This window comes from Mycobacterium sp. GA-1199, from assembly GCF_001500045.1.
In the GTDB taxonomy this organism is placed as follows: domain Bacteria; phylum Actinomycetota; class Actinomycetes; order Mycobacteriales; family Mycobacteriaceae; genus Mycobacterium.
This window is the reverse complement of the sequence record NZ_LQIX01000012.1, coordinates 283166-305824: the sequence shown is the minus strand read 5'-3', so window position 1 is coordinate 305824 and position 22659 is coordinate 283166. Positions and strand designations below refer to the sequence as shown.

General features: G+C 65.3%; 25 protein-coding genes and 1 tRNA gene. 18 read left to right on the top strand and 8 right to left on the bottom strand.

The window, feature by feature from the left end; genetic code table 11:
• Positions 1-94: 94 nt before the first annotated feature.
• From AU198_RS10505 to AU198_RS10455, 11 genes are all read left to right on the top strand, one after another.
• Entirely contained in the window at positions 95-703 is a 609-nt protein-coding gene (locus AU198_RS10505; RefSeq protein WP_064348032.1) for a TetR/AcrR family transcriptional regulator, read from the top strand.
• Between the two features lie 14 nt (positions 704-717).
• Complete coding sequence (locus AU198_RS10500) at positions 718-1908, top strand: cytochrome P450 (protein ID WP_064348211.1); 1191 nt, start codon at positions 718-720, stop codon at positions 1906-1908.
• Positions 1908-2735, top strand: a complete 828-nt coding sequence (locus tag AU198_RS10495) for an SDR family oxidoreductase (RefSeq protein WP_064348031.1) — start codon at positions 1908-1910, stop codon at positions 2733-2735. Before AU198_RS10500 ends, AU198_RS10495 begins: the two co-directional genes overlap by 1 nt.
• A complete protein-coding gene (cyp51, locus tag AU198_RS10490) occupies positions 2732-4084 on the top strand; it encodes a lanosterol 14-alpha demethylase (RefSeq protein WP_064348030.1) in 1353 nt (450 codons plus the stop codon). The genes AU198_RS10495 and cyp51 overlap by 4 nt, the downstream gene beginning before the upstream one ends.
• 8 nt (positions 4085-4092) lie before the next feature.
• Positions 4093-4302: a ferredoxin Fdx gene (fdx, locus tag AU198_RS10485; protein WP_064348029.1), complete on the top strand. Its 210-nt coding sequence runs from the start codon at positions 4093-4095 to the stop codon at positions 4300-4302.
• Between the two features lie 2 nt (positions 4303-4304).
• On the top strand, positions 4305-4850 hold the full coding sequence (locus tag AU198_RS10480; protein WP_064348028.1) for a nuclear transport factor 2-like protein: 546 nt from the start codon (positions 4305-4307) through the stop codon (positions 4848-4850).
• Positions 4851-4941: 91 nt separating this feature from the next.
• Positions 4942-6069, top strand: coding sequence for an NDMA-dependent alcohol dehydrogenase (locus AU198_RS10475; RefSeq protein WP_064348027.1), 1128 nt, complete (start codon positions 4942-4944; stop codon positions 6067-6069).
• 5 nt (positions 6070-6074) lie between these two features.
• The gene (locus AU198_RS10470; protein WP_064348026.1) at positions 6075-6521 is read left to right on the top strand and encodes a nuclear transport factor 2 family protein; all 447 of its coding nucleotides are present in this window, start codon (positions 6075-6077) and stop codon (positions 6519-6521) included.
• Positions 6511-7389 (top strand): SDR family NAD(P)-dependent oxidoreductase, encoded by an 879-nt coding sequence (locus tag AU198_RS10465; RefSeq protein ID WP_064348025.1) that lies wholly within the window; start codon positions 6511-6513, stop codon positions 7387-7389. The genes AU198_RS10470 and AU198_RS10465 overlap by 11 nt, the downstream gene beginning before the upstream one ends.
• 1 nt (position 7390) lies before the next feature.
• Positions 7391-9154, top strand: a complete 1764-nt coding sequence (locus tag AU198_RS10460) for an HNH endonuclease signature motif containing protein (protein WP_156431550.1) — start codon at positions 7391-7393, stop codon at positions 9152-9154.
• Between the two features lie 109 nt (positions 9155-9263).
• Positions 9264-9668, top strand: a complete 405-nt coding sequence (locus AU198_RS10455) for an HIT family protein (RefSeq protein ID WP_064348210.1) — start codon at positions 9264-9266, stop codon at positions 9666-9668.
• On the opposite strand, the gene AU198_RS10450 is transcribed toward AU198_RS10455, so the two are convergent.
• Together AU198_RS10450 and AU198_RS10445 are read right to left on the bottom strand one after the other, a co-directional pair.
• Positions 9656-11074: a sensor histidine kinase gene (locus AU198_RS10450; RefSeq protein ID WP_064348023.1), complete on the bottom strand. Its 1419-nt coding sequence runs from the start codon at positions 11072-11074 to the stop codon at positions 9656-9658. The genes AU198_RS10455 and AU198_RS10450 overlap by 13 nt on opposite strands.
• A 23-nt stretch (positions 11075-11097) precedes the next feature.
• Entirely contained in the window at positions 11098-11811 is a 714-nt protein-coding gene (locus AU198_RS10445) for a response regulator transcription factor (RefSeq protein ID WP_197416077.1), read from the bottom strand.
• Positions 11812-11912: 101 nt separating this feature from the next.
• On the opposite strand from AU198_RS10445, the gene AU198_RS10440 reads away from it, so the two are divergent.
• Positions 11913-12734: a hypothetical protein gene (locus AU198_RS10440; RefSeq protein WP_064348022.1), complete on the top strand. Its 822-nt coding sequence runs from the start codon at positions 11913-11915 to the stop codon at positions 12732-12734.
• Between the two features lie 2 nt (positions 12735-12736).
• On the opposite strand, the gene AU198_RS10435 is transcribed toward AU198_RS10440, so the two are convergent.
• Positions 12737-13060 carry a hypothetical protein gene (locus tag AU198_RS10435; protein ID WP_064348021.1) on the bottom strand — a complete coding sequence of 108 codons (324 nt, stop codon included), beginning with the start codon at positions 13058-13060 and terminating at the stop codon, positions 12737-12739.
• A gap of 50 nt (positions 13061-13110) precedes the next feature.
• On the opposite strand from AU198_RS10435, the gene AU198_RS10430 reads away from it, so the two are divergent.
• A tRNA-Thr gene (locus tag AU198_RS10430) sits at positions 13111-13185 on the top strand.
• Between the two features lie 322 nt (positions 13186-13507).
• Entirely contained in the window at positions 13508-15277 is a 1770-nt protein-coding gene (locus tag AU198_RS10425; RefSeq protein WP_502689277.1) for a serine/threonine-protein kinase, read from the top strand.
• A gap of 40 nt (positions 15278-15317) precedes the next feature.
• Here AU198_RS10425 and AU198_RS10420 read toward each other — a convergent pair whose 3' ends face one another.
• Positions 15318-16103 (bottom strand): SigB/SigF/SigG family RNA polymerase sigma factor, encoded by a 786-nt coding sequence (locus AU198_RS10420; protein ID WP_082690952.1) that lies wholly within the window; start codon positions 16101-16103, stop codon positions 15318-15320.
• A 156-nt stretch (positions 16104-16259) separates the two neighbouring features.
• Here AU198_RS10420 and AU198_RS10415 point away from each other — a divergent pair, with 156 nt between their 5' ends.
• Both AU198_RS10415 and AU198_RS10410 read left to right on the top strand, forming a co-directional pair.
• Positions 16260-17060 carry an alpha/beta fold hydrolase gene (locus AU198_RS10415; RefSeq protein ID WP_064348208.1) on the top strand — a complete coding sequence of 267 codons (801 nt, stop codon included), beginning with the start codon at positions 16260-16262 and terminating at the stop codon, positions 17058-17060.
• Positions 17057-18217 carry a SpoIIE family protein phosphatase gene (locus AU198_RS10410; protein ID WP_064348018.1) on the top strand — a complete coding sequence of 387 codons (1161 nt, stop codon included), beginning with the start codon at positions 17057-17059 and terminating at the stop codon, positions 18215-18217. The genes AU198_RS10415 and AU198_RS10410 overlap by 4 nt, the downstream gene beginning before the upstream one ends.
• On the opposite strand, the gene AU198_RS26400 is transcribed toward AU198_RS10410, so the two are convergent.
• Entirely contained in the window at positions 18218-18373 is a 156-nt protein-coding gene (locus AU198_RS26400) for a hypothetical protein (protein ID WP_165595623.1), read from the bottom strand. It lies immediately after the preceding gene.
• A 105-nt stretch (positions 18374-18478) separates the two neighbouring features.
• Between AU198_RS26400 and AU198_RS10405 the strand changes: the two genes are divergently transcribed.
• Positions 18479-18967, top strand: a complete 489-nt coding sequence (locus AU198_RS10405; protein ID WP_064348017.1) for a MarR family winged helix-turn-helix transcriptional regulator — start codon at positions 18479-18481, stop codon at positions 18965-18967.
• Between the two features lie 17 nt (positions 18968-18984).
• Positions 18985-19401, top strand: coding sequence for a DUF5313 domain-containing protein (locus AU198_RS10400; RefSeq protein WP_064348016.1), 417 nt, complete (start codon positions 18985-18987; stop codon positions 19399-19401).
• 15 nt (positions 19402-19416) lie between these two features.
• Here AU198_RS10400 and AU198_RS10395 read toward each other — a convergent pair whose 3' ends face one another.
• The 3 genes from AU198_RS10395 to AU198_RS10385 are packed head-to-tail and all read right to left on the bottom strand — an operon-like array spanning position 19417 to position 22547.
• On the bottom strand, positions 19417-20628 hold the full coding sequence (locus tag AU198_RS10395) for a Dyp-type peroxidase (protein ID WP_064348015.1): 1212 nt from the start codon (positions 20626-20628) through the stop codon (positions 19417-19419).
• Positions 20621-21139: a copper chaperone PCu(A)C gene (locus AU198_RS10390; RefSeq protein ID WP_064348014.1), complete on the bottom strand. Its 519-nt coding sequence runs from the start codon at positions 21137-21139 to the stop codon at positions 20621-20623. The genes AU198_RS10395 and AU198_RS10390 overlap by 8 nt, the downstream gene beginning before the upstream one ends.
• Positions 21132-22547, bottom strand: coding sequence for a PepSY-associated TM helix domain-containing protein (locus AU198_RS10385; protein WP_064348207.1), 1416 nt, complete (start codon positions 22545-22547; stop codon positions 21132-21134). The genes AU198_RS10390 and AU198_RS10385 overlap by 8 nt, the downstream gene beginning before the upstream one ends.
• Positions 22548-22659 lie beyond the last annotated feature (112 nt).

Genomic DNA, 22659 nt, shown 5'->3' with positions numbered 1-22659 from the left:
CCGAACGATAGTCCCCTCGTCGGGCAGCTGGCAAGCATACGGTTTTCTAGCTGCGTACTTGCGGATCTGCGGCCCGTTCCGATAACTTGGACAGGTGTCCAGCGAGCCCGTGGTTGCGGTCACAGGCCCGGCGCCTGTCAATACCGGTGAAACACCGCGGAACCGCCGCCAGGAGGAGACGTTCCGCAAGGTGCTCACCGCCGGTGTCGAGATGCTGCGCGAGTCCTCCTACGCCGATCTGACGGTGCGTGCCGTCGCGGCCAGAGCCAAGGTCGCACCGGCCACTGCGTACACCTACTTCTCGTCTAAGAACCACCTGATCGCCGAGGTGTACCTGGACTTGATGCGTCAGGTGCCTTACTTCACCGACGTCAACGACAGCAGGGTGACCCGCGTCGAGAAGACGTTGCGCGCGATGGCCCTGATGGTCGCCGACGAACCCGAGGTCGCTGCGGCGTGCACGACGGCGTTGCTCAGCGGTAGCGACGCCGCGGTGCGCGCGGTGCGAGACCGCATCGGCGGTGAAATCCACCGCCGCATCCGCTCGGCCATGGGACCCGAAGCGGACCCGCGAGCCCTGGCCGCACTGGAGATGACGTTCTTCGGTGCTCTGGTCAACGCGGGCAGCGGCGTGTTCACCTACCACCAGATCGCCGACCGCCTCAGTTACGTGGTCGGCCTCATCTTGGGAGATGATCAGTGACCATCAGTGAGATCATGCTGGACCCATACGATTACGACTTCCACGAAGATCCCTACCCGTATTACAAGCGGTTGCGTGACGAGGCGCCGCTGTACCGCAACGAAGAACTCGGCTTCTGGGCCCTGTCGCGTCACCAGGACGTGTGGGAGGGATTCCGCAACAGCACCACGCTGTCGAACAAGTTCGGCGTGTCACTGGATCCGGCCTCCCGGGGCCCGCACGCGTCCAAGACGATGTCGTTCTTGGCGATGGACGACCCCGACCACCTGAGGCTGCGCACACTGGTGTCGAAAGGCTTCACGCCACGGCGGATTCGCGAGTTGGAACCACGTGTCACCGAGATCGCGGTGCAGCACCTCGACGTCATGCTGGACAAGGCCCGCTCAAACGAAACCGTCGACTATGTCGACGAGTTCGCGGGCAAGCTGCCGATGGATGTGATCTCCGAACTGATGGGCGTCCCGGAACCGGACCGCACGCAGGTGCGCGCGTGGGCGGACGGTGTGATGCACCGCGACGAGGGCGTGACCGACGTACCGCCGGCTGCCGTCGAGGCGTCGATCAATCTGATCGTCTACTACCAGGGCATGGTGGCCGAACGCCGCAAGAACCCGACGGACGACCTCACCACAGCGCTGCTGGAGGCCGAGATCAACGGTGACCGGCTCACCGACGACGAGATCCTCGGCTTCATGTTCCTGATGGTGATCGCCGGCAACGAGACGACGACGAAACTGCTTGCGAACGCCGCTTTTTGGGGCCACCGCAACCCTGACCAGCTCACCCCCCTCTACGCCGACCTGGACCGGATACCGCTGTGGGTCGAGGAAACGCTGCGCTACGACACTTCGAGCCAAATCCTGGCGCGCACGGTCGTCGGTGAACTGACGTTGTACGACACCGCGATCCCCGATGGCGATGTCCTGTTGCTGCTGCCCGGTTCGGCGCACCGCGACGAGCGTGTGTTCGACGACCCGGACCGGTTCGTCATCGGCCGAGACATCGGGTCCAAATTGCTGAGTTTCGGTAGCGGCGCGCACTTCTGCCTCGGCGCGCACCTGGCGCGGATGGAGGCCAGGGTCGCGCTGACCGAGTTGTTCAAGCGAATCCGCGGTTACGAGGTGGACGAGGCCAACGCCGTCCGCGTCCACTCGAGCAATGTCCGCGGATTCGCTCACCTACCCATCACTGTGGAGACTGTCTGATGCCCCGGTTCGATCCCCTGCCCGAACGCCGGCCCGTCATCGTCGCCGGCGCATCGTCTGGAATCGGAGAGGCGACGGCGATCGAGATGGCCGCGCGCGGATTCCCGGTCGCGCTCGGCGCCCGCCGAGTGGAGAAACTCGAAGACATCGTCGGAAAGATCAACGCCGACGGCGGCGAGGCGGTCGGCTTCCACCTCGACGTCACCGATCCCAACTCGGTGAAAACGTTTGTCGCTCAATCGGTTGAGGCGCTCGGTGAGATCGAGGTGCTCGTCGCCGGTGCCGGTGACACCTATTTCGGCAAGCTGGCCGAGATCAGCACCGACGAGTTCGAGTCGCAGCTGCAGATTCACCTGGTCGGCGCCAACCGGCTGGCCTCGGCGGTGCTGCCCGGCATGCTCGAGCGCCGTCGCGGTGACCTGATCTTCGTCGGATCCGATGTGGCGCTGCGTCAGCGGCCGCATATGGGCGCCTACGGGGCGGCGAAGGCGGCGCTTGTGGCTATGGTCAACAACTTCCAGATGGAACTCGAGGGCACCGGCGTGCGCGCGTCCATCGTGCACCCGGGCCCCACCAAGACCAGCATGGGCTGGAGCCTGCCCGCCGAGAAGATCGGGCCCGCGCTGGAAGATTGGGCGAAGTGGGGCCAGGCCCGGCACGACTATTTTCTGCGGGCGTCCGATCTCGCTCGCGCCATCGCCTTCGTGGCGGAGACGCCGCGCGGTGGGTTCATCGCGAACATGGAGCTTCAGCCCGAAGCGCCGCTGACCACTGCACCCGCAGAACGCCAGCAGCTCAAGTTGAACGAGGAGAACCTGAAGTCATGACGACCGCGATCGTGCCCCGGGTTTCCGGCGGCGAAGAAGAACACGGACACCTGGAGGAGTTTCGCACCGACCCGATCGGTCTGATGAAACGGGTCCGGGAGGAATGCGGCGACGTCGGCTGGTTCCAGTTGGTGGACAAGCACGTCATCCTGCTCTCCGGCGCCGAGGCCAACGAGTTCTTCTTCCGTTCGGCCGATGAAGATCTCGATCAGGCCGAGGCCTATCCGTTCATGACGCCGATTTTCGGCAAGGGCGTGGTGTTCGACGCAAGCCCCGAGCGCCGCAAGGAGATGCTGCACAACTCCGCTCTGCGTGGTGAGCACATGAAGGGCCATGCGGCCACCATCGAAGGCGAAGTCAAGAAGATGATCGCCGACTGGGGCGACGAAGGCGAGATCGAACTGCTCGACTTCTTCGCCGAGCTGACGATCTACACGTCGACGGCCTGCCTGATCGGGCTGAAGTTCCGCAACCAGCTCGACCACCGGTTCGCCGAGTACTACCACGATCTCGAGCGCGGCACCGACCCACTGTGCTACGTGGACCCCTACCTGCCGATCGAGAGTTTCCAGCGCCGGGACGAGGCGCGCGTCAAACTCGTTGCGCTGGTGCAGGAGATCATGAACCAGCGCCTGGCCAACCCGCCGAAGGACAAGTCCGACCGCGACATGCTCGACGTGCTGGTGTCGATCCGCGACGAGGACGGCAATCCCCGCTTCTCGGCCGACGAGGTCACCGGCATGTTCATCTCGCTGATGTTCGCCGGGCACCACACCAGTTCGGGGACCTCTGCGTGGACCTTGATCGAGCTGATCCGCCACCCCGAGATCTACGCCAAGGTTCAGGCCGAGCTCGACGAGCTCTACGCCGACGGCCAGGAGGTGAGCTTTCATGCGCTGCGTCAGATTCCGTTGCTGGACAATGTCGTCAAAGAGACGCTGCGGCTGCACCCGCCGTTGATCATCTTGATGCGGGTGGCCCAGGGTGAGTTCGAGGTCGCCGGCTTCCCCATTCACAAGGGCGATTTCGTCGCTGCCTCACCGGCCATCAGCAACCGGATTCCCGAGGACTTCCCGGACCCCGACGGTTTCAATCCGGACCGCTACAACAAGCCCGAGCAGGCCGACATCGTGAACCGCTGGACCTGGATTCCGTTCGGTGCCGGCAGGCATCGCTGCGTCGGCGCGGCGTTCGCCCAGATGCAGATCAAGGCAATCTTCTCGGTCCTGTTGCGCGAGTACGAGTTCGAGATGGCGCAACCGGCCGACAGCTATCGCAATGACCACTCGAAGATGGTGGTGCAGCTGCAACGGCCCGCGAAGGCCCGCTACCGCAGGCGTACCAAGTAGGGGATCGAATGGGCTGCTACAGAGTCGAAGTAGACCTGGACCTGTGCCAGGGGCACGCGATGTGCGAGCTCGAGGCGCCCGACTACTTCACCGTCCCCAAGCGCGGCAAGGTCGAGATCCTCGACCCCGAACCGCCCGACGACGCCCGCGACGAGATACAGAACGCGGTCGACATGTGCCCGACCCAAGCACTGGCCATCAAAGAAACAGGAGAATGACAATGCCGTCACTGCCCCGCGAAGCGCTCGACAACTGGGTCGAGCAGTGGCTGGAGGCCAACCGGGAGGCCGAACGCAACGGCGACTGGAAGCCGCTGGCCGAGTTCTACACCGATGATGCGACCTACGGCTGGAACATCGGCCCCAAAGAAGACGTCATGTGCGTCGGCAAAGATGAAATCCGGGATGTCGCACTGGGTTTGGAGATGGAGGGTCTGGAGAACTGGGTCTACGAGTACCAGAAGGTGCTCGTAGACGACAAGCAGGGCGAGATTGTCGGCTTCTGGAAGCAGATCGCGAACAAGTCCGACGGCACCAAAGACGAGATCTACGGGATCGGGGGCAGCTGGTTCCGGTTGGATGGAAACCTGAAAATCGAGTGGCAGCGCGACTTCTTCGACTTCGGCCACGTCGCCAAGGGGTACGCGAAGCTGATCGAGTCCGGCGACCTGTCGCCCGGTATGCAGAAGCGCATCGAGCGCTCCCTGGCCGGGGAGAAGTTGCCCGGCTACTACCCCCTCGGCCAGGCCCCGGTGCCGATCTGGTGACCCGGCCAAGCAGTTGATTGGGGGTGGGTGTGACCTACCTAACTACTGCCTCTAGTCTGAGGTCACCGGTACTAGCGGAAGGCACGTTCGAATGAAGACAAAAGGTGCTCTCATCTGGGAGTTCAACCAGCCGTGGTCGATCGAGGAGATCGAGATCGGGGACCCCGTCAAGGACGAGGTCAAGGTGCAGATGGAAGCGTCGGGGATGTGCCACTCCGACCACCACCTGGTGACCGGCGGCATCCCGATGGCCGGTTTCCCGGTCCTCGGCGGCCACGAGGGCGCGGGCATCGTGACCGAGGTCGGTCCGGGCGTCGAGGACCTCAAGCCCGGCGATCACGTCGTGATGTCGTTCATCCCGTCCTGCGGCAACTGTCCGTCGTGTCAGGCCGGCATGCGCAACCTCTGCGACCTCGGCGCCGGACTGCTCGGGGGCACCGCGGTCTCCGACGGCACCCACCGCATTCACGCCAAGGGGCAACCCGTCTTCCCGATGACCCTGCTGGGCACGTTCTCGCCCTACATGGTCGTGCACAAGAGTTCGGTGGTGAAGATCGACGAGTCGATCCCGTTCGAGGTTGCCTGCCTGGTCGGTTGCGGCATCACCACAGGCTACGGTTCGGCCGTCCGCAGCGGTGACATCCGGCCCGGTGAGGACGTCGCGATCGTCGGCGTCGGCGGCGTCGGCATGGGTGCTCTGCAGGGCGCCGTCACCGCGGGGGCGCGTCGCATCTTCGCGATCGACCCGGTGGAGTGGAAGCGTGACCAGGCCCTGAAATTCGGTGCCACACATGCATATCCGGACTGGGAATCGGCGATGGCCGGCATCGGCGAGGTCACCTGGGGACTGATGGCCCACAAGGTGATCATCACCGTCGGCGAGTTACACGGCAAGGACATCGAGAACTACCTCAACCTGACCGCCAAGGGCGGCACGTGTGTGGTCACCGCCATCGGCAGCCTGCTCGACACCGAGGTGAACCTCAACCTGGCGATGCTGACACTGCTGCAGAAGAACCTGCAGGGCACCATCTTCGGTGGCGGCAACCCCCACTACGACATCCCGCAGCTGCTGTCGATGTACAAGGCCGGCAAGCTGAACCTCGACGACATGGTGACCCGGCAGTACAAGCTGGAGCAGATCAACGACGGTTACTCCGACATGCTCGAGGGCCGGAACATCCGCGGCGTCATCCGCTACACCGACGACGACCGGTAGAGCCCATGTCTCAGGAAACCGTCGAGAAGACACCGGCTTTGACGGCGTCCCACAATTCGTGGAAATGCGTGCACTCCCACGACAAAGAGGGCTGGTTGGCCCTGATGGCCGACGACGTCGTCATCGAGGATCCGATCGGGCAGTCCTTCACCAACCCCGACGGCACGGGGATTCGCGGGAAGGAGGCGGTGTCCGGCTTCTACGACGCCAACATCGCCTCCAACGACCTGCGGATCACCTGCGAGGAGACGTTCCCGTCCAGTTCTGCGCACGAAGTGGCTCATATCCTGGTGCTGCGCAGCAAGTTCGACAACGAGATGACCAGCACGGTACGCGGAGTGTTCACCTACAAGGTCAACGACGCCGGTCTGCTCACCAACCTTCGTGGCTACTGGAACATGGACATGATGCAGTTTGGCCAGGCGGGTAGCCAGTCAACGGATGGCAAGTAGCCCCTCACTGACTGGGCGGGCCGCTGTCGTCGTCGGCGGATCGCGCGGCGTGGGGCTGGCGGTGGCCGAACTGCTCGCCGCCCACGGCGCGGGAGTCGTCGTCAACGGCCGTGATCCGCAGGCTGTAACCGAAGCGGCGCAACGGGTTCCGAACGCGCGCGGAGTGGCTGGCTCGCCAGCCGATCCCGAAACGGCGGACGCGTTGATCGACAAGTGCGTTCAGGAATTCGGGCGCATCGACATTCTGATCAACTGTGCGGGCACGGCCGAACCCGTCGGGTCGTCGATTCTCACGATCACGTCCGGCCAGTTTCGTGAGCTGATCGACGCGCATCTCAATACGACCTTTGAGACCTGCCGAGCCGCGGCGCCCAGGATGGTCGCTCAGGGCGGAGGTGCGATCGTGAACACGAGCTCGTTCGCGTTCCTCGGCGACTACGGCGGTACGGGTTATCCGGCGGGCAAGGGCGGCGTCAATGGGCTGACCCTCGCGATCGCCGCCGAACTGAAGGAGCACGGCGTACGCGCGAACGTCGTCTGCCCCGGGGCCAGGACGCGTCTCTCAACGGGATCGGAGTATGAGGCCCACATCGCGGATCTGAACCGTCGCGGGCTGCTGGATGAGGTGAGCATGCAAGGTGCCCTCGATGCCGCGCCGCCGGAGTACGTCGCGCCGACCTACGCCTATTTGGTCAGCGACCTGGCCAAGGACGTGACGGGGCAGATCTTCATCGCTGCAGGCGGTTTCGTCGGGCGCTTCGACCGGCCGACACCGACGATCCTCGCCTACCGCGACCATCACGACAGCCCGCCGTGGTCGATCACGGAACTCGGCGGGTTTGTCGGTGGGGGTGAAAAGCAGCGCTGACTTGTCGGACCTCGGTGGCATACTCGAACACATGTTCGGTTCGGAGTTCGCGGGTGCTGACGACGCGGTCGTGGTGGCGGCGATCGAGGAGTGTGCGCGCACCGAGGCGGTGTGGGCGGCGCGGCGGTTGGCCGCGGTGGCGCAGTTGACCGCGCGCTACACCGAACCCGATGAGGACCGTGAATTCTTCGCCGTTGATGGGTGGCGGATGGCTGCGGCGGAGATCTCGGCGGCGATGGGGGTCGGGGACCGGTCGGCCTCGGGCCAGATGTGTATCGCGATGGCGCTGCGCGAGCGGCTGCCCAAGGTCGCAGCGCTGTTCACCCAGGGGCAGTTGAGCGCGGCGCTGGTGTCCACGATCACCTGGCGCACCCAGCTGATCGTGGATTCGGCGATCACCGCGCGCGTGGATGCCGCGATCGCCGCGCGCGCCGGGCAGTGGGGGGCGTTGTCGGTGGCGCGGTTGGAAGCCGCCATCGATGCGGTGGTCGATCAGTACGATCCCGACGCGCGGCGGCGCTTGCGCCAGGCCGCCCAGAACCGTGATGTGCGGGTGGGCCAGCGCGATGACGTGACCGGCACGATGTCGTTGTGGGGCCGGTTGAGCACCACTGACGGGGCACTGCTGGAGCGTCGGTTAACGCAGATGGTCAGCCAGGTGTGCCCCGAGGATCCACGCACCCTCGGGCAGCGCCGCTCCGAAGCACTCGGGGCCATCGCCGCGGGCGCCCAAGGACTGCCGTGCCGGTGCGGCAGCCCGCAGTGCCCGTCGGCCGGACATGACGACGCGCGCGCGGCGCACTTCCTGATCAACATCATCGCCGAGGCCGCCACCGTGGCCGCCGCACACGCCCAAACCGCCCCAGCACAAACCCAACCCCCGGCCCCAGCACCGGCCGAATCAGCCGCAGCACCGGCCGAAGCCTCGGAAAGGCCGCCGGACGCGACCGCAGCAGAGCCGATGCCAGCGCAGCCGGCCGAATCCGCCCCAGGGCCGCAGGAGACATCGCCGCCCGCGGCGGGCGCGCAGCCGGCCGAGGAGCCGGCGCCCTCAACGCAGACCCAGCCCACCCCCCAGCCGCAGTCGCCGGCGGCGTTGATCATCGGTGGTGGGGTGATCCCGACACCATTGCTGGCTGAGCTGATCGGTAACGGGGCCAAAGTCCAGCCGGTGCACCGGCCCCCGGCGGCACCGGGGGCCGGGTATCGGCCCTCGCCGACCACCGCGCGGTTTGTCCGGATGCGTGATCTGACGTGCCGGTTCCCCGGCTGTGACCGCCCGGCCGAGTTCTGCGATTTCGACCACACCACGCCCTATCCGGCCGGGGCCACCCACCCCTCCAACATCAAATGCCTGTGCCGAATCCATCACTTACTCAAAACGTTTGGCGGGTGGAGCGATCAACAACACCCCGATGGAACCGTGCAGTGGACCGCCCCGACGGGGCGAACCTATCTGACCCATCCGGGCAGCCGATTGTTCTACCCGGGCTGGGACACCACCACCGCCACCGTGCCCACCAACACCGCGCCGGCACAGCGCGGCGACAAAGCCGCGATGATGCCGCGTCGACGACGCACCCGCGCCCAAGACCGCCTCCACCGCATCACCCGCGAACGCGCCCTCAACGCCCTGGACCGCGCCAAGACAACCGCACCCGCCACCACCGCACCCAGCAGACCCCCACCCACCAACGACGACACGTGGAACCTCACCAGCGATGCCGGCAGCAACACCACCGACACCGAACCCCCACCCTTCTGACAATTCGCCGACTCGACGACACGCCACGAGGGGATACGGCTCGGCCCATGGCGAGAGCTCGTTCGTACCGCACGGCCCCCACCCTCGAGTCGTCACTATGCTCGACACCATGGCGAGTGTGTTCACCAAGATCATCAACGGGGAGCTACCCGGCCGGTTCGTCTACGAGGACGACGACATCGTCGCGTTCCTGACAATCGCCCCAATCACGCAGGGACACACGCTCGTTGTGCCTCGAGCCGAGATCGACAACTGGCAGGACGTCGAGCCGGCGGTCTTCGGACGCGTCATGGAGGTGTCCCAGCTGATCGGCAAAGCCGTGGTCAAGGCATTCCCCGCCGAGAGGGCCGGTGTGATCATCGCCGGCCTCGAGGTACCACACCTGCATGTGCACGTCTTCCCCACCAACAATCTCGCCGATTTCGGGTTCGCCAATGCCGACCAGAACCCGTCACCGCAATCTCTTGACGAGGCCCAGGCCAAGATCAAGGCGGCGCTTACTCAGCTGACCTGAGCCGCCACATCGGCGATGCGCGGCAGGCTCACCCTGAACGTGCACCCCTGCCCCGGCGCTGTGGTGACGTCGACCGTTCCGCCGTGGGCGAGAACCAGCGAGTCGACGATCGACAGTCCCAGCCCGGTGCCGCCGCTCGCCCGAGTGCGTGACGCGTCTGTGCGATAAAACCGTTCGAACACCCGATGCGCATCCTCTTCCGTCATACCCGGCCCCTCGTCGCACACCTCGAGCACCGCGCGGTCGCCCGCGGTGCCCACCCGCACCGTGACCCCAGCGGTCTCGGGAGTGTGCTGAAGCGCGTTGGCCATCAGGTTGCCCAGCACCTGGCGCAACCGGGCTTCGTCGCCGAGCACCTCCGGGGTGCCGGGCCCCTCGATCACCTCCAACTTGATGGTTCGCTTGGGGGCGATGGATCGCGCGTCGTGGACGGCGTCGGTGGCCAGAGTCAAGAGATCGACGCGCCGGTGCTCGAGCGGACGCTGCGCGTCGAGACGGGCGAGTAGAAGCAGGTCCTCGACAAGCAACCCCATCCGGCCGGACTCGCTCTCGATGCGGCTCATCAGCATCTCGACGTCGCGGGCCGCACCCTGCCGGTACAACTCGGCGAATCCTCGGATGGTGGTCAGCGGCGTGCGCAGCTCGTGGCTGGCGTCGGTGATGAACCGTCGCATCCGCTCCTCGGAAGTGCGGGCCTGCTCGGCGGAGGCCTCCGAACCCGCCAGGGCGGTCTGGATCTGGGCGAGCATGCCGTTGAGCGCCAACGACAATCGGCCCACCTCAGTGCGCGGATCGCGCTGCGGGACACGGCGATCGAAGTCGCCGGACGCGATCGCCGCGGCGGTCTGCTCGACTTCGGCCAGCGGGCGCAGGCTGCGGTGCACCACCGCATAGCCGACCACCCCGAGCACCACCAACACCGCCAGCCCGATCCCCACTTGCGCGTAGATCAGCTCCCGCAAAGTGGTTTGCACAGAGGAGAAGTCGACGGCGACAGTGACCACCCCATCGGGGCTGCGGACCGTCATCGCGCGCCACTGCACATCGGAGCCGCCGAGCGAGCCGATGGTGACCGGTTCGGCGCCCACATCGTTGTTCGCAGGCAGCGCGGGTTCGGCATCTCGGTCGTTCACGGCGATCCAGATGTGTCCGTCGGCACCGACGCCGCGGACGTAGAAGTTCGTCGGTGGCCGTGCGGGATTCGGACTTTCCAGCGCATCGTCGGCCCCTTGGCGCGGTGCCTGGGCCCACCCTCGCGAGGCATCCAGCAGTTCTTGGTCGACGCGGTTGCTCAGGGTGTGGCGCAGGATCGTGGTGACCGCGACGCCAGACGCGAGCAGACCGCACGCCACCAGCAACAAGGTGGCCGCCACCAGCGCCACCCTCAGCGGCACGCGTGCGGTCATCTACTCATTGTCGGCATTCTTCGTCACCGCTGCTCACGCAGCACGTACCCGACACCGCGCAGCGTGTGCAGCAGACGCTTTTCGCCCGTGTCGATCTTTCGCCGCAGGTAGGACACATAGGACTCGACGACGTTGACGTCGCCGCCGAAGTCGTAGCGCCAGACGTGGTCGAGGATCTTGGGCTTGGACAGCACCGTTCCCGCGTTGATGATGAAGTACCGCAGCAGCGTGAACTCCGTCGGCGACAACGAGACCGGCTCCCCCGCCTTCCACACTTCGTGGGTGTCCTCGTCCAGTTCGATGTCGGCGAAGGACAGCCGGGAATTGCGGGGTTCCTCGACGCCGCGGCCGGAGCGGCGCAGGATCACCCGCAACCGGGCCACCACCTCTTCGAGGCTGAACGGTTTGGTCACGTAGTCGTCACCGCCGAGCGTGAGGCCGGCGATCTTGTCCTGGAGCGAGTCGCGCGCGGTGAGGAACAGCGCGGGGGCGTCGATACCGTCGGCGCGCAGTCGTCGCAGCAGACCGAAACCGTCCATCCCAGGCATCATCACGTCGAGGATGACGGCGTCCGGGCGTATCTCGCGCGCCTTGTCCAGCGCGGCAGCCCCGTTGGAGGCGGTGTAGACCTCGAACCCCTGAAACTTCAGGCTGACGGACAAGAGCTCGACGATGTTGGCCTCGTCGTCGACGACGAGGATCTTGGCCTCCGGTGTGCTCTCGGGTAGTGCAGGCATAGCCACCCATTCACTGTCCACATCATGCCGGTGATGTTCCTGCCAGCGGGCTGTGTACTTCCTGTGAGTTCTTGATCTTGCGCCGTCCATAGACTGAAGTCATGAACTTCGGCAAAGCGCTGACCGATATCGCGACCGCACCGGCGCGAGCAGCCCTGGCGGTTGCCGACGCGGGGCTGGCCATGGCGACCGGGGCGGTGAGCATGGCGCAGCGGACGCTCGGCGAAGCCGCAGAGGGTGGGCCCGGATCGGCGTCGTTCGCGACGATGCTGGGCCTCAACGACGCGGTCGAACGGGCGAATCGGCTGGCACGTCTGATGGATGACGACGCCCCGCTGGGCCGGGCGTTGGCCCCCAACGGACCGCTGGACCGGCTGCTGCGACCGGGCGGACTGATCGATCAGCTGACCACCGAGGGTGGCCTGCTTGACCGCGTGACCGCGGAGAACGGCGCGGTCGCGAGGGCCGTGGCTCCCGGCGGGCTGGTGGACCAGCTGATGGCCGAGGGCGGTCTGGTGGACAGGATGACCACCGACGACGGTGCTCTGTCGCGGGTGATCGCACCGGGCGGGTTGGCCGACCAGCTGCTGGCCAACGATGGCCTCGTCGAACGGGTGCTGCGTGAGGACGGCGTGGCCGACCGCTTACTGGCCGAGGACGGCCTGCTGGACACGCTCACCGATCCAGACGGTCCGCTGCTCAAGCTCGCCGACGTCGCCGACACGCTCAACCGGCTGGCGCCCGGCCTCGAGGCGCTGGCGCCGACGATCGACGCGCTGCACGACGCCGTCGTGACGTTGAGCCAGGTCGTCAATCCGCTGAGCAATATCGCCGACCGGATTCCGCTGCCCGGCCGGCGGCCGCGCGCCAGGACGTCGTCAAGGACAGTGACGTCTCAGCGCATCATCGACGTCGAGGAGTGAGTTCAGGCGTCGGCTTCGATCGTCCTGATCGCCGCTGACACGCTGTCCGGAGTCGGGGGTTGGTCTTCGGGCTGCCAACGCTGCAGCAACAGGACGGCCGCACCGCGCAGCATCCGCACATAGTCGTCGACATCGGATTGCTTGTAGGACTCGATGCGCTGGGCGATGTCGGGCACCAGCGGTTTGATGGCGGTGGCGATGCTCAGGCCGAGGCCCCCTGCGGTCGCGCCCTTGTCGAGCAGCGTCAGGAGTTGCTCGACCTCGGACCGCGTGAGGCCCGGGTACACCTGCGGGAAGTCGGCGAGTAGATCGTCCTTGACAGTCACGGGCAGCGGAGTTCCCCGATCCGGCGACCCGATAAACTCGTTGGTCGCACGCCTCCTTAGCTCAGTGGTAGAGCACTCGCCTTGTAAGCGAGCGGTCGTCAGTTCAATCCTGACAGGGGGCTCCACCTTCTTCTGCAGGGTCGTGGAGTCGATCGATCGCCGACCCTGCTGCAGGATCGACGCACTTCGGCGGGGTTGCGTCAAGAACTCCTGGGCCTCCGATTCCGCCGATACGATAAGACAACCTGGAACGAGGTTGTCATGACTGATTCGACCGCCGACTATCCGTTCGAATTGACTCGAACTCAAGCGCCCACGGGCGTCGCCGGCGAAAGCGCAACTCGCACCGGAACATACGAGCCATCGTCCGCTGGGCTCGGTTCGTCGGCCCGCCTCGCACAAATCGAGGTCGGTCAACAGCTCGACGACTTCGATCTGCTGCTCGAATTGGGCACCGGCGCATTCGCGAAGGTCTTTCTGGCCCGGCAACGGTCTATGCAACGGCTGGTGGCGGTCAAGATTTCCGCGAATGAGGGACACGAACCGCAAACTCTGGCCCAGCTGGATCACGACTACATCGTCAGGGTTTTCGACCAGCGAATCCTGCGCGCACAGAACTTGCGGCTCCTGTACATGCAGTATCTCCCCGGCGGGACACTGCTGGACGTTGTCGAGACGATTCACCGCGCAAATAGGCCACCGGAAAGCGGCCAGACGCTGCTCGACGCGGTGGACCACGCACTGGAGGCTCGAGGGGGAATCCGTCCTACGGAATCATCGACGCGTGCTGAGCTCGCATCGCTCCCGTGGCCAGACACTGTCGCGTGGCTGGGGAAGCGGCTCGCTGAGGCGTTGGACTATGCGAATTCACACGGCGTGTTGCACCGCGACATCAAGCTGGCAAATGTCCTCCTCGCTGCCGACGGCACGCCAAAACTCGCGGACTTCAACATCAGCTTCGCCCGCAACGTAACGGGTGCAAGTCCCTTCGAATACTTCGGCGGCTCACTCTCATACATGTCGCCCGAGCAACTCACGGCTTGCCAGCCGGGACACACCCTCGACATGGCGAACCTCGATGCCCGTAGCGACATCTACTCCCTTGCCGTCGTGCTGTGGGAGCTCCTGACCGGAGACAAGCCGTTCGATGACTCCGCGGCGCGAGCCGCGCGGGCGGATGGGGCCGGAGCGATCGGCGACACCACTGCGCTCGAGTTGATGCTCACCACTCGCGCTCAAGGGGTGTCACCGACGGCCCTCGCCGCGGTACCTGTGAATTGCCCCGCCGCACTGCTGAGGGTCCTACTCAAAGCATTGAGTTCCGCTCGTGAACAACGCTGGGCCTCAGGGGCTGAACTCGCCGAGCAACTCCAGCTGTGTCTCGATCCGAAGGCTCGTGATTTGGTTGATCCGCCGGCTCGAAGCTGGCGTATGCGGTTACGGCCGTTCTTTCTACCAATTGCATTCCTGGCCATCATGATTCCCAACCTGTTGGCCAGCGCCTACAACATTCAACACAATCAGCTGCTTATCGTCAGCCAGCTTTCCGATCATGCGCAGGGCCGGTTCATGCTGGTCACCGCAGTCGTCAACGTGGTGTTCTTCCCACTCGGCGCTGCGGTCCTGCTCTATTGGTATCGCTTCATCATCCTGGTCCCACGCCGCCTGCGACGCGGCCCGGCGCCTCCCGCTGACACATTGGCCCGATCTCGCCACGACTGTCTTGTCGCAGGCGATCGGGCGGTATTCATCGTGTTCGGCTTGTGGTTGCTCTCAGGGCTGACGTTTCCGGTGACCATGCAGTTCGCCGCCGGAGGAATCCCGGTTAGGTCTGCGATCCATTTCTTCGGGTCAATCACGATTTGTGGTGCTATCGCCATCGCGTACCCGTTCTTTCTGTTGACCTTCTACGTCGTGCGCAGCGTCTATCCGGAATTGGTGGCATACGGACAGACAAGTCCTCAGGAAGCCGGACAGCTACGAGCACTCAGCCGTCGACTACCACGCTATTTGGCGGTCGCGGCCTCGGTGCCGTTGCTCGGCGTCGTTGCCGTGACCTTCCTGACTCCCGCCGAGATCGCGCAGGTCATCGTCCCGATCCGCGCGCTGTGCATTGGGGGAATCGCCGGGTTCGTACTGGTGTATTGGCTTTCGCGGCTGATCGAATCTGACATTCAAGCGCTCGAGCGGGTGATTCGCAACAGGGTGCCACACTAGCTGTCGCTCGAGCTTGCTGTTCCGGGACTGACGGCCGAGATCAGCTCGCAGCGGCGAGGAATGATGCCTTGACCTGACTTCTCAACGTTTCCAACGCCTTTGCGAGCAGGCGCGACACATGCATCTGTGAACAACCGATCTGCGCGGCGATCTGACTCTGCGTCATGTCCTCGAAGAAGCGCAACGTCAGCACGTCGCGTTCGCGGCTGGGAAGGGCCGCGATCAACGGCCGGACGGTTTCGACGTCGAGCACCTTGTCGAAGCCGGCGTCGTCCCCGCCGAAACTGTCACCGATCGACGCCGAGTCGTCATCGCGCATCGCCGGTATATCGGTCGACAGCGTCGAATAGTTCGACCCGGCGATCGCCGCTTGCACCACCTGCTCGCGATCGACCCCGAGATGCTCGGCGATCTCGGTCGCGGTCGGTGCCCGTCCCAGGCCCTGCGCCAGCTTGGCGGTCGCCTTGTTCACGCGCATCTGGAGGTCTTTGACGGTGCGCGGGACTTTCACCGCCCACGCGTGGTCGCGGAAGTGCCGACGGACCTCGCCCATCATCGTCGGTACGGCGAAAGACAGGAATTCCGATCCGTTATCGACATCGAACCGATTCAGCGCATTGACCAGCCCGACACGAGCTGCCTGCACAAGATCCTCGTGTGCCTCACCGCGGTTGCGGTAGCGACGTGCGATGTGGTCGGCCAACGGCAGGCACCGCTCACAGATCAAATCGCGTTGCCGGTCATAGGCGCTCGACCCTTCGTTGAAGGTCTTGAGCTGACGGAACATCTCTGTCACGTCTGAATAGTCGGAGTTTGGTCCAGCCACGGGTACGTCCGTCCCTAGAAAATGAGAATGCGGCTCGCGGATCTGAACCTGACCAACCCGTATACCCGGGTAATGACCAGCCGAAACACGCTGGCGACCCGACCGGACCGCGGTGGGCGGCACAGTGGATGGCTGACGGCTTCTAAGCTGCTGGTCATGGACGTCTGGACCAGGAACAACATCAGGGTCGTTGGCCGCGACAGCGGTCCGACGCTTCTCCTGGCCCACGGTTTCGGCTGTGACCAGAACCTGTGGCGGCTCATCGTCGACAGACTGCAGGCGGACTTTCGCATCGTGTTGATGGACCACGTCGGCTCCGGCGCGGCGGACCCGAAGGCCTGGGACGACACCAAGTACTCGTCGCTGGACGGCTACGCCGACGACATCGTCGAAATCCTGCGCGAACTCGACCTGCGCGACGTGATCTTCGTCGGGCATTCGGTGGCGGCGATGATCGGAGTCCTCGCGGTCATCAGGGAGCCCCACCGAATCGCCAAGCTGGTCATGGTCACTCCATCACCTCGCTACATCGATGACGACGGCTACCACGGCGGATTCTCGAGGGCCGACATCGACGAACTGTTGGAGTCCCTTGAACTGAACTACCTCGGCTGGTCGCATGCCATGGCCCCGGTGATCATGGGTAATAGCGACCGGCCCGAGCTGGCCGAGGAACTCGAATCGAGCTTCTGCCGAACCGATCCCGAGTGCGCGCGTGTGTTCGCCCGCGCCACGTTCCTGTCCGACAACCGCACCGACCTCCCGCGGGTCTCGGTGCCCACGCTGATCCTGGAGTGTTCCGAGGATGCGATCGCCCCGCGATCCGTCGGAGCGTATGTGCACCAACATATTTCAGATAGTCATCTGGTCACACTCGACGCCACCGGCCACTGCCCCCACGTCAGCGATCCGGGTGCCACGGCCCAAGCGATCGCGGAGTTCGCGCTTCCGACATGACCGGGTTCGATTTCGACGATCACTGGGAGAACGCGCCCACCGGCAACGCGATCGCCCATCCGGACGGCCGCATCATCCGAGCCAACACGACACTGGCCAACTGGCTGGGCTACGAGCGTAATAGCTTGCACGGCAAGCTGATCACCGACTTGTTGACCGTCGGTGGCCGCGTGCACTACGACACCCACTTCCGGGCGATTCTGCGGATGAGTGGAAAACTCGATGGCGTGACGGTGGATTTCCTGACCGCCGACGGGACGCGGCTACCGATATTCCTCACTGCCAACATGAAGTTCGACGCCGAAGGACATCCGGAGCTGATGCGCGTCAGCGCGGTCGACGCGAAGGATCGGCGATCGTACGAGCGGGAACTGCTCGCGCAGCGCGAGCGCGCCGAGACCGAACGCCGACGGGTGCAGGTGTTCGCCGAAACCTTGCGCCGCTCACTGCTTCCGCCGCTTCTCGCGCCGCCGCCGGGGCTGGACGCCGCCGCCTACTACCACACCGCATCGGACGACGACGTCGGCGGCGACTTCTACGATCTGTTCCCGCTGTCACGCTCCACGTGGGGATTCTTCCTCGGCGACGTCGCAGGAAAAGGGGTCGACGCCGCGGTGGTCGCGGGACTGGCACGGTATGTGCTGCGCTCGGCGGCGGTCGCCGACCATGATCCGGTGAAGGCACTTTTTGTGCTCAACTCGGTGCTGATGCAGGACGTCGAAATCAGCGGCAACCGACTGTGCACGGTGATCGACGGAAGCCTCACCATGAGCGGCGCCGGCTTCGACGTCGAGGTCGCCAGCGGCGGTCATCCCCCACCGTTGCTTATCAGCGCCGACGGATCGGCCTATTACGCCGACACCGTCGGGGGTCATGCCGCCGGGATCACCGATGACGCGCGGTTCGTCGCCCACAGGTTCCACCTGGCGCCCGGGGACACCATGGTGCTCTACACCGACGGTTTGACCGAGGCCAACACCGGAACCGGCCATCGGCGCTATGACGACGAGGGCGCCCTGCTCGCGTTTCTGGACGCCCGCGCACCCGCCACCGCGGACACCGTCGTCCACGCGCTGAAGGAACTCCTCACCAGCTTCGGGCGCGGACTCAAGGATGATGCAGCAGTTCTCGCGCTCGGCGTGCCTGCGAACGTCTAGTCAGGTCTCGTCGGCGACGTCGTGACGGTCCTGATGCCCACCGGGAGCGTCCGGATCGTCGTCGCGGTGGTCCAGATCGTCCTGAAGTGCGCGCTGTTCCTCGGTGACCTTGGTGGCGTCCATCGGATTCGCCGGCGGATCGTTCTGCGTTGACATCCGATCAGGATCGACCGCTTGCGCTCCGACAAAACCCTCTATGTGACCAGAAGTACATTGCTAGGGGGCTAACTATTAGCACACGATGGAGTTGTGTCCACGTCAATGCCGGTCCAGGTAGACCCGCTCGCGCTCGAACAGCAAGTTTGCTTTGCGCTGGCGGTCACCCACCGGGCCGTGCTGGCGGTGTACCGCCCCCTTCTCGAACCGCTCGGACTCACCCATCCCCAGTACCTCGTCATGCTGGCGCTGTGGGATCACTACCAGACCGGGGAGACGGCAGAGCCGCCCACAAAGCCGCTGTCGGTCAAGGACATTGCGAACGCCTTGCAACTCGACTCGGCAACGCTGTCCCCGATGCTCAAACGCCTCGAGTCGCTCGGTTTCATCACCAGGACACGCAGCGCGGTCGACGAACGGGCCACCGATGTGCGGCTCACCGAGGAAGGTGTGCGGCTACGGCGCCGTGCGCTGGAGATACCGCCCGCCGTCGTCGAGCGCCTCGGTGTCGACCTCGCCGAACTCGAAGCTCTTCGCAACGTGTTGAACCGCGTGAACACCGCCGCCCTCGCCGCGGGCGCACTCGACAGCTGACTACTCAAGGAGGATCTGTGGCTGCCGCCCGCCCCAACATCGTTCAGTACATCACCTATTCGTATGGACGCCGGCTTCCGGACTCCATGCGCGAGTGGGTGGCACGCGACCTGGCCGGCCCCGGCGCGCTGCGCCGCCACATGATCCGGATGGCGATCCCACCCCTGTTCGTGCTGGCTCCGTTCTGGCTGCTTCCGGCATCGCTGTATGTACACCTGGAAATGACTGCACCGATCTACATTTGGGCAATCCTGATGGCACTCGCGCTCAACAAGATCTGGCGTCGGCACCGTCTGACTCAGCACGGGCTGGACCAGAACCTGGTCGACGAGATCAAACGCAAGAAGGACGCGCGGATGCACGAGGACTACATCCGCCGCTTCGGCCCCCGTCCGGAAGAAGCACGCTGGCAGCAGAACAGCAGTCCCTTCTAGCCGCGTCCCACCCGCCTACGACAGCAGTGTCTGACCCAGGTAGCCGCCCGAATCGGTTCCCGGCAGGATCGCGAATGTCGCCGACCCGATTGTTGTGATCCACTCGTTCAACGCGTCGGCCGCAGCGAGCCGACGCTGCACCGGTGTGAACTGCACGGCCGGATCACGTTGATACGCAGCGAAGATGAGCCCGCTCTCCGTGATGCGCCCGGCGGGCGGCGAATCGTCGTAGTTGTAGGGCCTGCGAAGAAACCGTTCGTCGTCGCCGTGCGGACGGGCCAGCGCGATGTGCGCGTTCGGCGGGATCACCGGGATGCCGTCCTCGGCCGCATCGAAGTCCGGCGCATCGTCTTCCGTGCTCCCGGTCAATGGGGCGCCGCTGTCGAGGCGACGGCCGATGCTGAGTTCCTTGCTGGCTCGGTCGAGTTCGTCCCAGGTGTCCATCTCGGCGCGGATCCGGCGAAGGACCAGAACAGTGCCGCCCGCGAACCACGGCTGATCGTCACCGTGGTCCCAGACGTGTCGACCGAAACCCGCCTCGTCGACGATGTTGGCCGTCCCGTCGATCTGGCCCATCAGATTTCGCATGCTGTGCGCACCCGAGCCCGCCGCTTGGCGAAATCCACTCTGCCGCCATCGCTGACGGGTCATGGTGCGCACGTTCTTCAGCAGGACCCGGCTGGTGTGCGCGACGGTGATGGGGTCGTCGGCGCAGATCTGCAGCAGTAGGTCACCGCCGCACCACTGCGGCTCGAGCCGGTCGGTGGCGAAGCTCGGCGGGTCAGCCACCGCCCGTGGGCGCCGATGCCCGAGCCCGATCCGGTCGAACAGGCCCGGTCCGACACCGACGGTGACGGTGAGCCTGGCCGGCCGTTGCGCCAGTTCTGGTTCGGTGTCGGCCAACGCGGGAACGCCTTGAGTCAATCGCTCGGCGTCCGACGTCCACAGTTTCAGCACCGCTGCCAATGTCTCCCGCGGACTGCGGTGAGGCTGCGGTTCGAGGTCGAGTGCGATGAACAACGCATGCGCCTGCGGGGGCGTCGCGACACCGGTCTGATGCTCTCCGTGAAACGGTTCGACGGCCCGGTCAACGGCTTCGGTGGCAACAGCGGACTGGGCGATCCCGCTGTGCGTCAGCGTCGCCCCCGCCGCCACTGTGACGGCGCTGCCCGCGAGAAGACGACGCCGATTGAGGTGGAAACGACCGTCCGCCACACCGTCACCCATGGTCATGGTGCGGCGCGGAACCGCCTGCGGACGGCTGGTAATCCTCATTGGCACCAGCGAAGTCACGCACCTGGGCGGTGACCGGCAGCGTCGAGCCGTCCTCGAACTCGACGGTCAGTGTCACCTCGGAACCGGGCAGCAGTGGCTGTTTGAGGTCCATCAGCATCAGATGATCTCCCCCCGGGACCAAGGTGCGTGAGCTCCCGGCGGGGATCACGAGGCCTCCGTCCTTGGGGCGCATGGTCCTGGCTCCCGTATCGGCGGCGACTTCGTGCACCTCGACCCGTCCGGCCGTATCCGACCGTCCCGAGACGATGCGCGCGTCGTGGTGTCCGGCGTTGGTGAGCGTGCCGAACACCGCGGCCATACCGGTCTGCGCCGAACTGGCCCACTGGTCGGCGAGGGTCACCTCGGAGGCCATCGGCCCTTCGTCGTGTTGCCCGTGTGTGGTGCAACCGGCGACGGTCGCTGCGATGAGAAGCAGCAGCCCGTGAAAGATCCTGTCAGACATCGACTTTCGCCTCCTCTGCCACGCCCCGCTTCTTGACCGCTGCGACGATGAGATCGACGGCCAGGAACGCGGCGAGGCTGAGGCCGAACAACGGCAACGCCCAGCCCACTGCCACCGCACCTGCGACGAGCAATGCGGTCACGGCCGGGTGCATTCCACGCAGAACGCCTCGCATCGGCGGGCGGCCCGCCGCCCACCCCGATCCCCTTGTCGGCCTGCGTTGCCACCACATGAGGTAACCGCGGACGACGATCGTGATCAGTCCGATTGTGGTGAGCGCCAACACAATCTGATTCACAACTCCGAACAGCACTCCCATGTGCGCGTCGATCGCCCAGTTGGTGAGTTTGGCCAGGAACGGCCAGTCGGCCTGATTCACCCGGTCGATGATCGCTCCGGAATCGGGATCCACCGAGACCGCGTCGTATCGAGTGGGCCAGTCACGCTTGTTCTCCGCGACTTCCCAACCCTGGCCGTCACCGCTCGGCGGATACATCCACATCGGGCCGGACAGGCCGGCTGCGAGCGCCGCGCTCAGCGCAGCATCCGCACCGTGCAGCGCGAGATCACCGTCGCCGACGGCGGTCCCTGGGTGGTGATGCCCGTGCCCCGCCCCGGTGTGGGCGGACTGCATGAGTGCGGTGTTTACCGACGGCTCAGTGGTGTTCAGCCTTTCCTGCAGTAGGTTGACCGTCTCGCCGCCGTACCGCGACCAGGTGATGCCGGTGACCGACAGCCCGAGTAGCGCAACGATGATCCAAACCCCCACCGCGCCATGCCAGGAGAGGGTGCGGCGACGGCCCGTCTTGTCGCGGTCGGGGAGCGCGATCCGACGCAGTTTCCCGGTGTCGCGGCGGTGCAGGTACCACAGCGCCAGGCCCGCGAGTGCGATCACCCACAACCAGCTCGCCGCAAGCTCGCTGTAGTTGCGGCCCACCGCACCGAGATGCAGGTTGCGGTGCAGTTCGTCGAACCATGCGCGAACCGGCAGCCACTGGCCGTACGTGGTCAGCGCGCCACGGATCTCACCGCGGTAGGGGTCGACGAACACCGTTCTCGCATAGTCGGGCGGCACGTCGTCGACGGCGAGCACGACGCGCGTGGTGTCATCAGCCGCAACGGGCGGGCCGATTCGCTCCACCACCCCGTCGGGATACGCGGCACGCACGGCGCGCAGCTGTTCGGCAAGGGGTAGTCGGTGCTCGCCGACGTCATCGACGGTGACCGTCGAGCGGAAGACAGTCTCGTCGATCTGGGGGATGACCGCGTACAACAAACCGGTGACAGCGGCGATCAAAATGAACGGGCCGACGAAAACGCCGGCATAGAAATGCAAACGAAGTAGCAGTGGACGCAAACCGCGCGGACGTTGACGCGCGGGCGTGCCGAGGGTGGGGGTCGTTGTCATGAAAGGCGAACCTTCAGCCGGCGGCCCGGCGAGCACACCCGTCGAGCCGGATATTGAGGTGAGGTGGTTGCGTCGAAAGCCGCGACAGCTGTCGCGGCCGAATTCGGTGCGC

Excerpts from the sequence above, each read along its gene's own strand:
- AU198_RS10500 (WP_064348211.1), top strand. The coding sequence starts at position 718 with ATGCTGGACCCATACGATTACGACTTCCACGAAGATCCCTACCCGTAT.
- AU198_RS10495 (WP_064348031.1), top strand. The coding sequence starts at position 1,908 with ATGCCCCGGTTCGATCCCCTGCCCGAACGCCGGCCCGTCATCGTCGCC.
- cyp51 (WP_064348030.1), top strand. The coding sequence starts at position 2,732 with ATGACGACCGCGATCGTGCCCCGGGTTTCCGGCGGCGAAGAAGAACAC.
- fdx (WP_064348029.1), top strand. The coding sequence starts at position 4,093 with ATGGGCTGCTACAGAGTCGAAGTAGACCTGGACCTGTGCCAGGGGCAC.
- AU198_RS10480 (WP_064348028.1), top strand. The coding sequence starts at position 4,305 with ATGCCGTCACTGCCCCGCGAAGCGCTCGACAACTGGGTCGAGCAGTGG.
- AU198_RS10475 (WP_064348027.1), top strand. The coding sequence starts at position 4,942 with ATGAAGACAAAAGGTGCTCTCATCTGGGAGTTCAACCAGCCGTGGTCG.
- AU198_RS10470 (WP_064348026.1), top strand. The coding sequence starts at position 6,075 with ATGTCTCAGGAAACCGTCGAGAAGACACCGGCTTTGACGGCGTCCCAC.
- AU198_RS10465 (WP_064348025.1), top strand. The coding sequence starts at position 6,511 with ATGGCAAGTAGCCCCTCACTGACTGGGCGGGCCGCTGTCGTCGTCGGC.
- AU198_RS10455 (WP_064348210.1), top strand. The coding sequence starts at position 9,264 with ATGGCGAGTGTGTTCACCAAGATCATCAACGGGGAGCTACCCGGCCGG.
- AU198_RS10450 (WP_064348023.1), bottom strand. The coding sequence starts at position 11,074 with ATGACCGCACGCGTGCCGCTGAGGGTGGCGCTGGTGGCGGCCACCTTG.
- AU198_RS10445 (WP_197416077.1), bottom strand. The coding sequence starts at position 11,811 with ATGCCTGCACTACCCGAGAGCACACCGGAGGCCAAGATCCTCGTCGTC.
- AU198_RS10440 (WP_064348022.1), top strand. The coding sequence starts at position 11,913 with ATGAACTTCGGCAAAGCGCTGACCGATATCGCGACCGCACCGGCGCGA.
- AU198_RS10415 (WP_064348208.1), top strand. The coding sequence starts at position 16,260 with ATGGACGTCTGGACCAGGAACAACATCAGGGTCGTTGGCCGCGACAGC.
- AU198_RS10410 (WP_064348018.1), top strand. The coding sequence starts at position 17,057 with ATGACCGGGTTCGATTTCGACGATCACTGGGAGAACGCGCCCACCGGC.
- AU198_RS26400 (WP_165595623.1), bottom strand. The coding sequence starts at position 18,373 with ATGTCAACGCAGAACGATCCGCCGGCGAATCCGATGGACGCCACCAAG.
- AU198_RS10405 (WP_064348017.1), top strand. The coding sequence starts at position 18,479 with ATGCCGGTCCAGGTAGACCCGCTCGCGCTCGAACAGCAAGTTTGCTTT.
- AU198_RS10395 (WP_064348015.1), bottom strand. The coding sequence starts at position 20,628 with ATGGGTGACGGTGTGGCGGACGGTCGTTTCCACCTCAATCGGCGTCGT.
- AU198_RS10390 (WP_064348014.1), bottom strand. The coding sequence starts at position 21,139 with ATGTCTGACAGGATCTTTCACGGGCTGCTGCTTCTCATCGCAGCGACC.
- AU198_RS10385 (WP_064348207.1), bottom strand. The coding sequence starts at position 22,547 with ATGACAACGACCCCCACCCTCGGCACGCCCGCGCGTCAACGTCCGCGC.